The following is a 13,819-nucleotide window of genomic DNA, read 5'->3' as shown; positions in this document are numbered from 1 at the left end:
TTCACCTCGTTACGCTTTTGTTAAATCTGATACACTTTTCATGTACTTTTGAAATGGGAACATCGCGGTTTTTACTTGCTTTGCAAATAAATTCACAAATAATTTTTGGTTTTCATATAAGACATTTGTTGTTTTCTTGACACTTTCAATATATTTTTCTCTCGCTTTTTTTCTGAAAGAAATATATTGTTCAACTGTTTCTAAATACTTATCAAGAGCTTGAAATTGACCGGTTGTTAATGCTTGTGCAGGCGTTAACAATAATTGGGCTGTTTTGTTTTGAATGTCTTCCACAACTTGATTGATTTCTTCATATGATTTAACCGGGAAGAAATGCTGTAATGGCGTGGTGGTTGCTAGGAATTCCTCACGTGCTGCTTTTTCCCAATCCTTTAGTTCCACGCTAAATTGTGCGGCAATCGTGATCACATTTTCTTGATTTTGTTTTACCTTTTCGACGAAGTTCTTCACTGCCGCTAGGAAACGTTCATCACGTTTATTGAAACGCTCCGCCCATGCATCTACCTCGTCAAAACCAAGTTTCCATAATAGGTCAAGGCTCGTTTCAAGGCTGCCCTCCGTTTCTTGACTCCCTAGTACCTTTTCGTTTGTTTCAGTCATTTTCATTCTCCTCCCAATCCAATTCATTATGAAATAATTGCTTTAATTCCTGAAGTTCTTTTTCTAGTGTATTGATCTTGTTATCGTGTATTGACTTTACTTCACTCTTTAGAAAAATAAACCATTCATCCCACGATTTCCGAATCATTTTTAACTGGATATCATTTTCCTTTATGGTCTTGTTCATGGAAAAGATGGAATCATCCATTAGATCAATCTTTTCTTCAAAAACTATTATTCTGTTAGAAATGGCTGCTAGTTCATCCTTATTCGCAAGTCCTTGCCGATTTAACCACCTAGTTGTTAACCTTCTGTGAATCCTTGCCTTTTTCAGATGGGCCTCCATTGCCCTTCCAAAAGCCTTTGTAAAGGTTCGTGTATTGGTCTTTGCATGGATTCTTTTATTCATCTGTGCTTCGATTTTTTTATAGAATGAAACGAGATCACGTTGCTTTGAATCCATGACTTTCCCTCTTAACTAACCAGTTGGTATGTTTACCTAAACATAATAAATACAAGCCATTAAGTCAATCATTATATTCAATTAAAAATGAAAAGTTATTGAACCCCTGCCGTTGTTCCGCCATCGACAATCAAAACATGGCCAAAAACATAATCTGAAGCATCTGAAGCTAGGAACAATGCCGGACCTTTCATATCATCATCCGATCCGAAGCGGCCTGCAGGTGTCCGTTCAAGAATCTTTTCGCCTGAATAATCCAAGATGGCTTTTGCCATTTTTGTCGGGAAAAAACCAGGGGCAATCGCGTTTACATGAACATTATATGGAGCCCATTTAACAGCTAAATCCTTTGTTAAGGTAATGACCGCACCCTTACTGGCAGAATAGCCAATCGCATCCATGACTAAAGGGTCTTGCCCGCCCATACCGGCAATCGATGCAATATTAATAATCTTACCGGATTTTTGCTCGACCATAATTTTGCCAACGGCCTGAGAAAATAGGAAAACGGCCTTGAGATTAATATCCATCACCTTATCCCATTTATCGGCAGGCATCTCGAGTGCAGGCGCTCCCCAGCTAGTCCCGCTATTATTGACTAAAATATCAATTCTGCCAAATTCCTTCATTGTTTCGTCTACCACATGCTGAATGTCATTCGAATTAGATACATCACATTTTAAAGCAAGTGCACGAACTCCTTTTTCTTGAAGCCCTTCCGTAAATTGCTTGCAGGCATCGACATTTCTTGAGCAAACAACAATATTGGCCCCTGCTTCCGCATAGGCTATGGCAATTTGCTGCCCTAACCCTCTTCCGCCGCCAGTAACAATTGCCGTTTTTCCTTTTAAGCTAAACAAATCCTGAATATTCATTTTCCTCACCTCATTCGATTAAGCTTTAACTTTCATTTTCTCCTGGTCTTTTAGTACTCTTCTTAATAGTTTTCCAACCGTTGATTTAGGCAGATCCTCACGTATTTCTACATCTTTTGGAGCTTTATACGGTGCAAGATTTTCCTTACCATATTGTTTGATTTCCTCTTCTGAAATCGTATGTCCCGGTTTTAGCTTGACATAGGCCTTCACTGTTTCTCCGCGATATGGATCAGGTACTCCGACAACAAGCACTTCTTCAATCGCTTCAAGTTGATATAGGACTTCTTCGATTTCACGCGGATACACATTGTAGCCGCTTGCAATAATCATGTCCTTTTTCCGATCAAGGATATAAAAATAGCCTTCCGCATCCATTTTGCCAATATCACCGGTAAATAACCAACCGTCCTTCAATGTAGCAGCTGTCTCTTCTGGAAGATTCCAGTAGCCTTTCATCACCTGCGGGCCTTGGACAATTAACTCACCCTCTTCTCCAACTGGCGCATCCACATAACCATCATCTGTTTCTTGGACGATTCGAACTGTGGTGCTTTGGACTGGGATGCCGATACTGCCATATTTTCTAGGCACAAACGGAGGGTTAAAAATAACCGTTGGAGCTGCCTCAGATAGTCCATATCCATCCAGAAGCATGGCACCTGTACGCTTTTCGAATAATTTTGCCGCTTCCACTGGCAATGGTGCACCGCCACAACTTATATAGTAAAGATCATCAAAGCCGCATTCCTCTAGACCAAGGCTAGAGTTTAAGGCAAAAAACATCGTAGGTACGCCTGACATTTGGAAAGGCTTTTCGCGCTTAACGATCTCCATAATCTCTTTCGGATCAAATCGTGGCAACAGGATTTGGTTCGCACCTTCTCTAATTCCACAAAGGGCAGTACTGGAAAGACCGTAAACATGGAACATTGGCAGGACAGTAATCATTTTAAAATCTTCCGGCTTATCCTCACATGTTTTATAGGCAAAATCACAGACTTGATTGAAATTAGCTAAAAGGTTTGTGTGTGTAAGCATAACACCTTTGGAAAGTCCGGTAGTCCCCCCCGTATACTGCAATAGGGCAACATCCTCATCACGATTGATCTCAACAGTAGGTATGTCAAGCTCAGTGTTAAGGAATTCTTCAAAATAACAGTCGCCCTCAGCAAGGTCCATCTTCTGGCCGCCAAAGCTTACCACAATTACCTTTTTTAAGGACGTTTTTGGCTGTGCCTTTTTTACCTTTGGATATAATGCATCTAGAACAACTATGTATTCCGAACCGGAATCATTTAATACGTGTTCAATCTCTCTTTCTACATACATTGGATTTACTTGAACCGCGATACCGCCAAGACGAAAAACCCCAAAAAGTGCAAAAATATAGTGCGGGGCATTCGGAAGCATGATGGAAAGTCGGTCACCTTTTTTAAAGCCTTCTTTATGTAATGCTGAGGCTAAACGATCAGTTATTGCTTTTGTTTCATTGAAGCTCAAGACCCTGCCAAAAAAGGTAAATGCCGGTTTATTCTGATACCGGTTTGCTGCATCTTCTAAGAAATTATAAAGTGAATGATGTTCAATACTGACATGTTCTTCAATTCTTGAGTCATAAATGTTCAACCACGGCTTTTGCTGATAAACCATAAACAACGATGCCTCCTAAAATTTTTGATCATATCAATATTCTTTTAAAAAGCTGTTACATTTCTTGGATGCCAGGATACTTTATTAATTAGAATATTAATATAATTATGATTATTGTCGCAAAGTGTTGTTTTGTAAACCAAACGTTATCGACATTTTTCCACAATCGAGCATGCTGATCTACACAAGGAATTTTCACCCTTTCAAAATTCCTTACTACCACACAGCTTTTATAAAATCCCCATTACCAATTACAGTGGAGCTTGACGAAGTTTGTCGGAAAATATTTCTCGGAGTATTAACCGACTTCATAATAGATGTTAATTTTTTCAAAAGTTTGTTTAGGGTTAACAGATCTTGCCAGACACGAATGGTATATCTCTATAAGACTTTCTCTGATCTTGGTTACAAACAAAGATGATTTTGTTCGATACAAACAGCATGGTATTCTTTCCTAGTTTCGGTTCTTCTAAAGTTCCTATTATCATATAATCTACTATTATCTGGATGAAAAGGAGTGGTGGTTTGCATGCCAATAACGAATGCGAATGGAATTGACTTATATTATGAAATCCATGGTGAAGGTGAACCCTTATTATTAATAATGGGGTTATCACTTCATTCAAAATCTTGGTTTAGAACAGTCCCAGCCCTAAGCGAAAAATACAAGGTCATTATCTTTGATAATCGCGGCGTAGGACTAAGCGGTAAACCTAATACCCCTTATTCAATTGAGCTTATGGCGGAAGATGCAAGGGCTGTTTTGGATGCATCAGGTGTTGAGACCGCACACGTATATGGAATTTCGATGGGGGGAATGATTGCCCAAAGGCTCGCCCTTAAATATCCCGAACGAATTCGGTCACTCATCTTAGGATGTACAACCCCGGGCGGTGTTGATCATGTACAACCCAGTTCAGATGTCGCCATGCTCATGCTTTCAAGGGCTTCTTCCATTGCTACCCCTGAAGAAATGGCATGGGCGTCTGTTCCGATACTTTACAGTCAATTCTTTATTGAAAATCATCGAGATAGGATTGCCGAAGATATTCAAAAACGAATTGAGTTACCGGTTCAGCCCTATGCTTATATGTTACAGCTTCAAGCCTGCATGGCACATGATACCTCGAGTGAGATTGACCAAATTACCGTACCGACTCTAGTCATACACGGTAATGAAGACAGATTAGTTCCGTATCAAAATGGAGTTACATTGGCGGAGAATATAAATGGAGCTGAATTTCTGACTATTCAAGGGGCCGGACACATCTATGTAACCGAAGCCGTTGATTTAGTGAATAAAAAAATACTAGAGTTTTTAGGAAAACAATAAGAATATGAAAATGCCCGGTCATAATGGCGATCGGGCATTTTCTATATAAGTAATAATAAAAACTAGAAACCAGAGTAAACATAGCTTCTGATTAATAATTAGTGGCCCTTTATAGATAAATCAATTGTTTTATACGCGACACAAAAAGTGGCTAATGAGTAGATCGCCTCGTATAAACCAAATATGAAAACAGAACTTCCAAAGATGAATAAATTAAATAAAAGCACATATTGCCCGATCGAAAAAGGAGAACGTTTACTAAATAGGATGGCTAATACCTCCGTCCCATCTAAACAGCCGCCATATCGAATAGTGATTCCGACACCCAACCCTAAACTGAATCCCCCCAGGAAAATCACTAAAATGGGATTATGGGTTAAGACAGGTAAAGGTTCAAGTAGATACGTTCCTATTGACAGAATAAGGATTGCGAATAGGCTAAGTATGAGAAACCTGCTTCCAAGGTAGGTATAAGCAAGAATGAAAAAAGGGGTATTCAACAGTAAGAGAAACAATCCCACTTCCTCGCGGGTAATATAAGAGAGAATAATGCTAATGCCAATAATGCCCCCGTCAATGACGAAATTTTTCACCAATAGTAATTGCAAGGATAGGGCGACAAGAGACGATCCCAAAAAGATAAAACAACCGCGCTTGTAGATAGATAGATTTTCCGACCTATTATGGTTTAAATAAAACCTGACCCTTGTCCAATACATAAGCCCCCCTTTCCAATACAAATGACAAATTACAGCCACTAATTATGGTTAAATATATTCCGGCAACAAAAAAAAATTCACCTCAGCACCAATAAAAATATAAAAACCGCCAGAAGCAAAAACAAGTTTGCCACTAACGGAAGGTTAGCAATGGTGACAGGCACCATTTACTCTATGCCTGTGAGGTAAATGGATGTTTAAACACGGCCGGTAAGATGACGTTGGTTTGGTTTCTGATAAAGAGGGGATTTCTAGTTTCGTGTGGCTGCACGTCCATCTTTGCAGCTTCTGTCATCTCGGGCTGAAAGTGGAATACCACTTTATTTATATTTTCTCCGGCAATCTTGGACAAAATACCAGGAGCATTTACTTTCTCCCTACAAACTACATCATAAAGGTGTAGGATATCACCTTCAATTTGAAAGATGACCAGCGCCTTTTCCTCTTCAAGATAGTAGAGATCTTGACTGAATACCATAATACTATAAAACATGAAAAGTTCCTCACTGCCTGATGTTCCAAAAGTCCCCGAGCATGAAACTCTATCAGCCGCCAACGCATAGATGAATGCTAAATCATCAGAATTTCCGCCATCTAATTTTTTAATCTTTGGTAGATTTGGTGAGGGCTTTTGGCTGTAACTCATTGAAAACTCCACTTCCTCCACCCTCTGAAAGCCAAACTTCGGATAAAAATCTAAAACAGTTTGATTCGCAAATAAATAAACTATGTCAACATGGCAAAAATCCTCTAAAACCTTTTCCATCAGCCTTCTGGATAGCCCTTTATCCCGATAATCAGGGTGCGTCATGACTGTACCAATTTGAATTGCTTGTTTAGACTCATCACTAATTACAAGATTTAAGAGATTTACAGATACATTGGCCACCACCATCCCGTTATCTATGTAGGAGTATGGTTGATATTTTTCTGTCCAATATCCGTGCTGAAACCAAGTTTCAAACTCAATCCCAAACGTGTTTAAAGCCAGTTGGTTAAAGCTGTTCCTTAATCGTTCGTTATCGTGATACCCTTTAACAAATAATAATTTTCCCATTTACCTAATCTCCCTAGAACAAGTATCTTTTATGTCCTTAATCAAAGTTGTTACGCAGAATTTAAAATCGACCCGATTTGAAAATGGAATATAAGAGCCATAGAAACATAGTTGTGGCGATAACAAAGCCAATTTCAATGGCTGGGATTTTTGTCAGCATGGTCGATGTTTGTCCCGATAATGATGCGCCAATAATTACTCCAGCCATGATGATACTAAATGCTAGGAGCACTATACTGAAAGACATGCGATTACTAATTCGATTTACTTTCTTTAAAAATAAATCCAACTCTGGTGTCGTAATTTCTATTTTCATTTTCCCTTTTTTCATGATGGTGGTAATATCTTTTAACGTTTGTGGCATTTCAGTAAAGATTTCTTCATATTCAGAGAACTGCATCCTGACCTTTTCCGCTACATTCTTTGGATGAAACCGTTCTTTTATCAATCTTCTTCCAAACGGTTTAGCAATTTTAATAATGCTTAACTCCGGATTAAGCTTTTCAACAATTCCTTCCATCGTCAGCAGTGTCTTCCCTAAAATGGTTAAATCAGTTGGTATTTTAATCCGATGACGGAAGGCAACTGAAAACAAATCATTAACTGCCCTGCCGAGGCTCATTTCGCTAAAGGGAACATGGCTATATTTTTCCCGCAGCATATCAACATCGGCTCTTAATTTTCTATGGTTAACTTCATCCGGCACTAGACCCATATTTGTAATTACTCTGACAACTTCATCGGTATTTTGGTTCATCATCGCTATTACAAAAGAGGAAACATACTGCTTCATCTCCGGTGTTAATTGGCCAACAATACCAAAATCCATAAAAGCTATCGCGTTCCCCGGTAAGGCTAAAATATTTCCGGGATGGGGATCTCCATGAAAGAAGCCATCTATTAAAATTTGTTGGAAGACGGCGTTTACAACCCTTTCCGCCAGGATTTTACTTTCATAACCTTCTTTATGAAGTTTTTCGACCTCATTCAATTTTACGCCCTCTAAATATTCCATCGTCAATACTTTGGGAGTGGTGTTTTCCCAGTAGATCTTTGGAATTCTTACATCAGGATTAGTAATAAATTGTCTAGCAATCTTTTCAGCATTTCTCCCCTCGATTTCATAGTCCAATTCCAGGCGAATGGATTGCGCCAATTCAGCGACTATATCACGTATTTGATATCTTTCCGCCCAGTTTAATTTCGTTTCTGCCAATCTAGCTAAATCCTGCAAAATTTCTAAATCCGTTTCGATAATTTTTCGGATATTGGGACGTTGAATCTTAACAGCTACTCGCTCCCCAGTATGCAGTTCTGCATAATGTACTTGGCCAATTGAGGCTGCGGCCAGGGGTTGCTCACTAAAGGCAGCGAATAATGTTTCCATTGATTCCGCGAATTCATGTTCAATAATTCGTTCGACTTCCTTAAATGGAAATAGTTGGACCTGGTCCTGAAGTTTTACCAGTTCTTGAATAATATCAGCAGGAATCAAATCCGGTCTCGTACTGGCAATTTGGCCCATTTTTACAAAGGTTGGACCGAGCTCCTCCAAAAATAGCCTAATCCTTTCACCAGTAGTTTTATGGCGTAGTGTTTTATTTCCTTCAGTAAATACCTTTTTTGGAACCGCTAAAAGTTCAGTAAGTCCCATTTCATTTATGATAAAACCGAAACCATATTTGGTAAAAGCATAGACAATGTCTCGGTAGCGTTGAATATGGCGGATTCTTTTCTTAATCATATTCTCTACTCCAATATATAGTATTTTTATTTACAAGGAATCAACTTCACCATCTCATTTTTTTCCACAAATTTCAATCATGTTTTTCCAAGTCCCTTAAATGTTCGATTTATCTTTAGTCATTTTTCATAACCCTATATAAAAAGGACGAGTCTGTTGAATCGACCCGTCCCGCTTTTATTTTTTTAACATATGGAAAACTTGTTCAACATCTTTATCACCACGGCCTGAAAGGTTCACAATCAACACGTCATCTGGAGTTAATTCCTTTGCCAGTTTAATAGCATAGGCAACCGCATGCGAGCTTTCTAACGCCGGGATGATCCCTTCCGTTTTACTTAACAATTGGAATGCCTCCAAAGCCTCTTGACCAGTGACTGTCACGTACTCAGCTCTGCCGCTTGTTTTCAAATAACTATGCTCTGGACCAACACCTGGATAATCCAAACCTGCCGCAATGGAGTATGTTGGTTTCGGATCACCGTTGTCATCCAGTAATGTTAAACATTTAAAGCCATGAATAACCGCAGGAACCCCTTCGCTTAAGGTAGGTGCTTCTGCCGGTTCGGCCCCAATTAAACGAACATTTGGCTCATCAATATAATGGGCGAACGCCCCTATTGCATTACTGCCGCCGCCTGCGCAGGCAATCACGGCAGTTGGCAGTTTTCTTTCTTTTTCAAGGATCTGGCGCTTTGATTCTTCGCTGATAATCGCTTGGAAGTGTTTGACCATGGTAGGATATGGATGCGGCCCCACCGCCGAACCTAGTAAATAAAAAGTATTTTTATAGTTTTGCACCAGGTCACCCAATGCTTCATCAACAGCATCCTTTAAGCGGCCCTGCCCCTTTTCAACGGGAACAACTTTCGCACCCAATAATTCCATCCGAAAGACATTCAAGGCCTGACGCTCGGTATCCAGTTTGCCCATATAAATAATACATTCCATCCCAAACATGGCACATGCTGTTGCCGTCGCAACACCATGCTGGCCAGCCCCCGTTTCTGCAATAATCCGCTTCACACCCATCCGTTTTGCTAATAAAATTTGTCCAATCGCATTATTAATTTTATGTGCACCAGTATGGTTTAAATCCTCACGTTTGAGATAGATTTTTGCTCCGCCCATTTGCTTCGTTAAATTTTCGGCAAATGTCAGCGGATTTTCCCTGCCGATATATTCTTTCAAATAATATTTATATTCTTTTATGAATTCCCGGTCGTCCTTGTATTTTAAAAATTGTTCCTCAAGTTCATTCATTACTTTCTGTAAATCATCAGGAACAAAGCTGCCGCCAAATTCTCCAAAATAACCTTTGCTCGCTACACTTACTTTTTCCATCCTCGTCTCGTCTCCTTCTAAACTATCATTTTGGATCAGTAATCCGAATCAATTAACTGAATATTTCATTAATTATTTTATCATACTGTGCCCATTCTGCCAACTTATCAACCACGTTGTTATGCATAAAAAGGCACCATACGCTGTAAAAATAATCACTATTCATACCGAAGTGAATCAATCGGATCAAGCTTGGCGGCTTTATTGGCCGGAAGCAGTCCGAATAAGACACCAATGATCATTGAAAACAAAACCCCTCCTAACACGACTTGCCATGATACCAATGAAGGCCAGCCGGCAAAGAAGCTGACGATTGTTGCAGTCCCCCAGCCAAGGAAAATCCCTAAAATACCGCCAATTAATGTCAATGTAATCGATTCAATGAGGAATTGGGTTAAGACCTGTCCCCTAGTTGCTCCCAGTGCCATACGGATACCAATCTCCCTTGTTCTTTCCGTTACAGATACAAGCATTATGTTCATGACCCCGATACCACCAACAAACAATGAAATTCCAGCAATGCTCCCGATAATCAACGTCATGATTTTTGTAATCTGACCGATCCCTTGGGCGATTTCCTCCATATTGATTACCTGATAGGATTTTTCTGTATTATGCATATTATTGAGCAGCTTTGCCGCCTTTTTACCAGCAACCTGCAACTGTTCAGGTGAGGCGGCTTGCAGAGTTACTTGGGTAAAATCACTGCTTCCGTACATATTTTTCCAAGTTTGGAAGGGAAGGTAAACCTCCATTGAACCAAATGCAAGGAGACCCGTCGGCTTTTCCAATACACCGATAATCTCGATTGGTTGGTTACCTAGCAATAGTACTTTTCCAACAGGATTTTCTTCCTTAAATAATTCCTCTTTCAATTTATCGCTAATGAGTCCTGCACGCCTGGCACCAAGAAAATCGGAAGTGGCTAAGCTTCTGCCCTTTGCCACCTTTATCCCATTTAGTTGCAGGTAAGCTTGATTAATCCCGGTAGTCGAGATATCCACAACATCTTTTTGCAATCTGGCCGAAGATAATTGCGTACTCGAAGCGACAACCCGCTTAATTTCTGGAATTTGTTCGAGGGCACGGATATCTTCCTGTTTAAATGGAGCTTGCATAAGGACGTTAGGGTTGGCCCTCATTTCCTCTTCAGAGGGCTGATAAAACAATTCAATGGTATTGCCTGGACCGGTGATCTGAGATTTCAGCATCGCTTCTCCACCCTGTCCGATCGCCACAACAATAATGACAGCACCAACCCCAATGATGATACCCAACATTGTCAGAATACTGCGCATCTTATGTGCTTTAAGCGAACTTAATGCCATGGAGAGGTTTTCCATAAAACTCATTTGAACCGCCCCCTCTCCATCGCAGCAGGGGATTGAAGTATTCCATCCCTAACCATAATCGTCCGATTGGCATACTCCGCTACTTCAGGCTCATGGGTAACAACAATAACGGTTACACCTTCCATATTAAGCTCGCGAAATTGTTCCATGATATCTTTACTTGTTTTCGTATCAAGTGCCCCTGTCGGTTCATCCGCTAAAATAAGCTTAGGTCGATTCACAATTGATCTAGCAATGGCTACCCGCTGCTTTTGTCCGCCTGACAGTGCATTAGGAAGATGTTCCATCCGATCTGACAGCCCTACTTTCGTTAAAGCCTCTTCTGCTCGGATCTGACGCTCTTTTTTTGATACCCCGGCATAGATCATCGGAAGTTCAACATTTTTTAATGCAGACAAGCGTGGCAGAAGATGAAATTGCTGAAAAACAAAACCGATTGACTGATTCCTAACCCGCGCCAATTCCTTATCATTATAATGCGAGACATTTTCCCCTCCGAGGTAGTAGTCCCCTTCAGAAGGCTTATCCAAACAGCCAATGATATTCATTAAGGTTGATTTCCCTGAACCTGAGGGCCCCATAATGGCAACAAACTCACCTTGGATTATCTCAAGGCTAATGCCATTTAATACATGCACACGTTCTTTTCCTAGTAAAAACGATTTAGTGATGGAATCGAGCCGGATCATTTGACTGTCACTTCCAACCCGTTCTTTAGATTATCGGGTCCTTTAATAATGACACGATCTCCTTTTGCAACACCCTCAAGGATTTCAATCTTGTCACCGGATGTAATCCCTGTTTTCACCTTCTGCTTACTGGCCTTTCCATCCTTTATAATAAACACAGATGGCTTATCCCCATCATCATGGATTGCATCAATGGGCAGCACCATAGCAGTCCTTTTTTCAGTCTCAATTTCCATAATTACCTGGAAACCCGGTTTTAAGTTCTTTATGTCACCTGAAATTTTTACAGTCACGGGATACTGGACAGCCTGGCTGCCATTTTGTGTGCCTATTTGGCTTTGCTGCGGTAGAATGGCAATCTTTGCAATTTCTCCTTGCCATTCCTGCCCAGGCACAGCATCAGACTTTACGATCACCTTTTGTCCCCTGCTAACTTTTAACGTGTCATATTCAGATAAAAGTCCGGTCGCTGTCATTTCTGCAAGCTGACCAATATGTATAACGGGCACAGCCATAGTTCCATCCACTGAAGTAGAATCAGGCTTCTTCGCAGATAACACCACACCGTCTATTGTACTCTTTATCTCTAAATCTGCTTGACGTTTGCCGATCATATCCTTTTGAAGTGAAGTTTGCTTCAAATCCAAATTTGCTAATTTCTTTTCCATCTCTAGCTGTTCAAACTCCGGTACCAGCTGTTTCTTTGCTTCCTCCTTACCAATCTGGTCTGCTAAAGTCTTTTCTTTCTCTTTCAGCTGTTTTATTTTCTTATCCATTTGATTAATTTTCAAATTAGCCGATTCAATTGCTAATTTGTTTTGTTCGATTTCTAAGTCAAGCTGAGGATTTTGAAGTTTTGCCACAACAGTTCCCTTCTTGACTTCCTGCCCTTCTTCCACAAGCAGTTCCTTTAGTTCTCCCTTTTCAGGGGCGGCATATACCATTTGCTCTACCTGTAGCTTTACCGTACCAGGAATCATCAGCTGTGAGGAAATTTCCTCCTGTTTGATTTCGGCTGTTTTAACAGAAGGACCTTTTGCAAAAACTTGCCGATAAACGCTGACGGAAATCATGATAACCACCAAGCTAATTACACACACTGCAATCCACGATTTTTTCTTCATTATAGCTTCGGCGCTCCTTGAAATAGTGTGCCAATCAAGCCAAATCCAATTTGAAGTAAGAAGAAGACAATCGCAATTGTCCAAGCCAGCCCTTTAGAAAATTGCGCTGTTTTATGAAGTCCTAAAGCGGTTAAGATAACGCCCCAGATCCCAAACACTTCAAATGAGCCTAAAACACCTGCCTTTTCTGAATTTAACAAGCCTGCTAAACTAGTCAGATAGATTTCCGGATTTCCGCCAATTCCAAACCTAATCGCCATGTTTACTAATAGCCCGATTGCCCCGATGATCATGATATAAGTATTCATTGAAAATAACTGTTTAAAAGTAACCGTTGCATTAGCAATTTTGGCAATAATTAATTGAATCACACTGCTAATAAGAACACCAAAAATGGGCGCAAAAATTCCTGTAACGGCAATCGTTACCTTTGTAATCGCCAGTACTATTTCCGCTTGATCTTCCGGCACCCCCGAATCAATTAAGGCTTCCACGTCCATCGACAGCGCCATTAACGTCATTCCTATTACATAAATAATACTAATAAGAATCAGCGGCACCCAAATTTTAGGATTCCCCTTAATTCTTTCAAATTGCAACCCAGGACTCGTAAACATTCCTACCAAACTCGGATTCTCTTTCTTCACATGCATCTCTTTTTCCAATTCCATTTTATACACCTCTATTTCCACTTATGTAAAATATTCCTATTAAGTATACGATATAAACACGGGAAAGTTTCGTCAATAATTGGAAAAATTGTATAGAAAAGCACAGATGATAAACATGAACTTCAGTTCATGTTATATTGACAAAATAACATAGTTGTGCAATAATTGAACTTT

Annotated in this window: 13 protein-coding genes; 1 reads left to right on the top strand and 12 read right to left on the bottom strand. The window is 40.0% G+C overall.

Annotated elements, in window-relative coordinates; genetic code table 11:
• Positions 1–9 precede the first annotated feature (9 nt).
• The 4 genes from G6554_RS00275 to G6554_RS00260 form a co-directional block, all read right to left on the bottom strand.
• On the bottom strand, positions 10–621 hold the full coding sequence (locus G6554_RS00275; RefSeq protein WP_166237648.1) for a hypothetical protein: 612 nt from the start codon (positions 619–621) through the stop codon (positions 10–12).
• Positions 614–1,084: a hypothetical protein gene (locus G6554_RS00270; RefSeq protein ID WP_166237647.1), complete on the bottom strand. Its 471-nt coding sequence runs from the start codon at positions 1,082–1,084 to the stop codon at positions 614–616. The genes G6554_RS00275 and G6554_RS00270 overlap by 8 nt, the downstream gene beginning before the upstream one ends.
• A gap of 95 nt (positions 1,085–1,179) precedes the next feature.
• Entirely contained in the window at positions 1,180–1,959 is a 780-nt protein-coding gene (locus tag G6554_RS00265; protein ID WP_166237646.1) for an SDR family oxidoreductase, read from the bottom strand.
• 18 nt (positions 1,960–1,977) lie between these two features.
• On the bottom strand, positions 1,978–3,612 hold the full coding sequence (locus tag G6554_RS00260; protein ID WP_166237645.1) for a long-chain-fatty-acid--CoA ligase: 1,635 nt from the start codon (positions 3,610–3,612) through the stop codon (positions 1,978–1,980).
• Positions 3,613–4,141: 529 nt separating this feature from the next.
• Here G6554_RS00260 and G6554_RS00255 point away from each other — a divergent pair.
• Positions 4,142–4,945, top strand: a complete 804-nt coding sequence (locus tag G6554_RS00255; protein WP_166237644.1) for an alpha/beta fold hydrolase — start codon at positions 4,142–4,144, stop codon at positions 4,943–4,945.
• 98 nt (positions 4,946–5,043) lie between these two features.
• On the opposite strand, the gene G6554_RS00250 is transcribed toward G6554_RS00255, so the two are convergent.
• The 8 genes from G6554_RS00250 to yknW all read right to left on the bottom strand — a co-directional run bounded on the left by G6554_RS00250 (position 5,044) and on the right by yknW (position 13,645).
• Positions 5,044–5,664, bottom strand: coding sequence for a YitT family protein (locus tag G6554_RS00250; protein ID WP_166237643.1), 621 nt, complete (start codon positions 5,662–5,664; stop codon positions 5,044–5,046).
• A 172-nt stretch (positions 5,665–5,836) separates the two neighbouring features.
• The gene (locus G6554_RS00245; RefSeq protein ID WP_166237642.1) at positions 5,837–6,721 is read right to left on the bottom strand and encodes a GNAT family N-acetyltransferase; all 885 of its coding nucleotides are present in this window, start codon (positions 6,719–6,721) and stop codon (positions 5,837–5,839) included.
• 61 nt (positions 6,722–6,782) lie between these two features.
• The gene (locus G6554_RS00240) at positions 6,783–8,465 is read right to left on the bottom strand and encodes an ABC1 kinase family protein (RefSeq protein ID WP_166237641.1); all 1,683 of its coding nucleotides are present in this window, start codon (positions 8,463–8,465) and stop codon (positions 6,783–6,785) included.
• 177 nt (positions 8,466–8,642) lie between these two features.
• The gene (trpB, locus tag G6554_RS00235; protein ID WP_166237640.1) at positions 8,643–9,809 is read right to left on the bottom strand and encodes a tryptophan synthase subunit beta; all 1,167 of its coding nucleotides are present in this window, start codon (positions 9,807–9,809) and stop codon (positions 8,643–8,645) included.
• A 158-nt stretch (positions 9,810–9,967) separates the two neighbouring features.
• Complete coding sequence (locus G6554_RS00230; protein WP_166237639.1) at positions 9,968–11,161, bottom strand: ABC transporter permease; 1,194 nt, start codon at positions 11,159–11,161, stop codon at positions 9,968–9,970.
• Positions 11,158–11,850 carry an ABC transporter ATP-binding protein gene (locus G6554_RS00225; RefSeq protein WP_166237638.1) on the bottom strand — a complete coding sequence of 231 codons (693 nt, stop codon included), beginning with the start codon at positions 11,848–11,850 and terminating at the stop codon, positions 11,158–11,160. Before G6554_RS00225 ends, G6554_RS00230 begins: the two co-directional genes overlap by 4 nt.
• Entirely contained in the window at positions 11,847–12,974 is a 1,128-nt protein-coding gene (locus G6554_RS00220) for an efflux RND transporter periplasmic adaptor subunit (RefSeq protein WP_166237637.1), read from the bottom strand. The genes G6554_RS00225 and G6554_RS00220 overlap by 4 nt, the downstream gene beginning before the upstream one ends.
• A complete protein-coding gene (gene yknW, locus G6554_RS00215) occupies positions 12,974–13,645 on the bottom strand; it encodes a YknW family membrane protein (protein ID WP_166237636.1) in 672 nt (223 codons plus the stop codon). The genes G6554_RS00220 and yknW overlap by 1 nt, the downstream gene beginning before the upstream one ends.
• Positions 13,646–13,819: the final 174 nt, after the last annotated feature.

This window comes from Bacillus sp. MM2020_4 (assembly GCF_011250555.1).
In the GTDB taxonomy this organism is placed as follows: domain Bacteria; phylum Bacillota; class Bacilli; order Bacillales; family Cytobacillaceae; genus Neobacillus.
The sequence above is the reverse complement of the archived record's forward strand: the minus strand, read 5'-3'. Positions and strand labels throughout refer to the sequence as shown.

Coding starts and splice junctions, on each gene's coding strand:
- G6554_RS00275 (WP_166237648.1), bottom strand. CDS start 621: ATGACTGAAACAAACGAAAAGGTACTAGGGAGTCAAGAAACGGAGGGC.
- G6554_RS00270 (WP_166237647.1), bottom strand. CDS start 1,084: ATGGATTCAAAGCAACGTGATCTCGTTTCATTCTATAAAAAAATCGAA.
- G6554_RS00265 (WP_166237646.1), bottom strand. CDS start 1,959: ATGAATATTCAGGATTTGTTTAGCTTAAAAGGAAAAACGGCAATTGTT.
- G6554_RS00260 (WP_166237645.1), bottom strand. CDS start 3,612: ATGGTTTATCAGCAAAAGCCGTGGTTGAACATTTATGACTCAAGAATT.
- G6554_RS00255 (WP_166237644.1), top strand. CDS start 4,142: ATGCCAATAACGAATGCGAATGGAATTGACTTATATTATGAAATCCAT.
- G6554_RS00250 (WP_166237643.1), bottom strand. CDS start 5,664: ATGTATTGGACAAGGGTCAGGTTTTATTTAAACCATAATAGGTCGGAA.
- G6554_RS00245 (WP_166237642.1), bottom strand. CDS start 6,721: ATGGGAAAATTATTATTTGTTAAAGGGTATCACGATAACGAACGATTA.
- G6554_RS00240 (WP_166237641.1), bottom strand. CDS start 8,465: ATGATTAAGAAAAGAATCCGCCATATTCAACGCTACCGAGACATTGTC.
- trpB (WP_166237640.1), bottom strand. CDS start 9,809: ATGGAAAAAGTAAGTGTAGCGAGCAAAGGTTATTTTGGAGAATTTGGC.
- G6554_RS00230 (WP_166237639.1), bottom strand. CDS start 11,161: ATGAGTTTTATGGAAAACCTCTCCATGGCATTAAGTTCGCTTAAAGCA.
- G6554_RS00225 (WP_166237638.1), bottom strand. CDS start 11,850: ATGATCCGGCTCGATTCCATCACTAAATCGTTTTTACTAGGAAAAGAA.
- G6554_RS00220 (WP_166237637.1), bottom strand. CDS start 12,974: ATGAAGAAAAAATCGTGGATTGCAGTGTGTGTAATTAGCTTGGTGGTT.
- yknW (WP_166237636.1), bottom strand. CDS start 13,645: ATGGAATTGGAAAAAGAGATGCATGTGAAGAAAGAGAATCCGAGTTTG.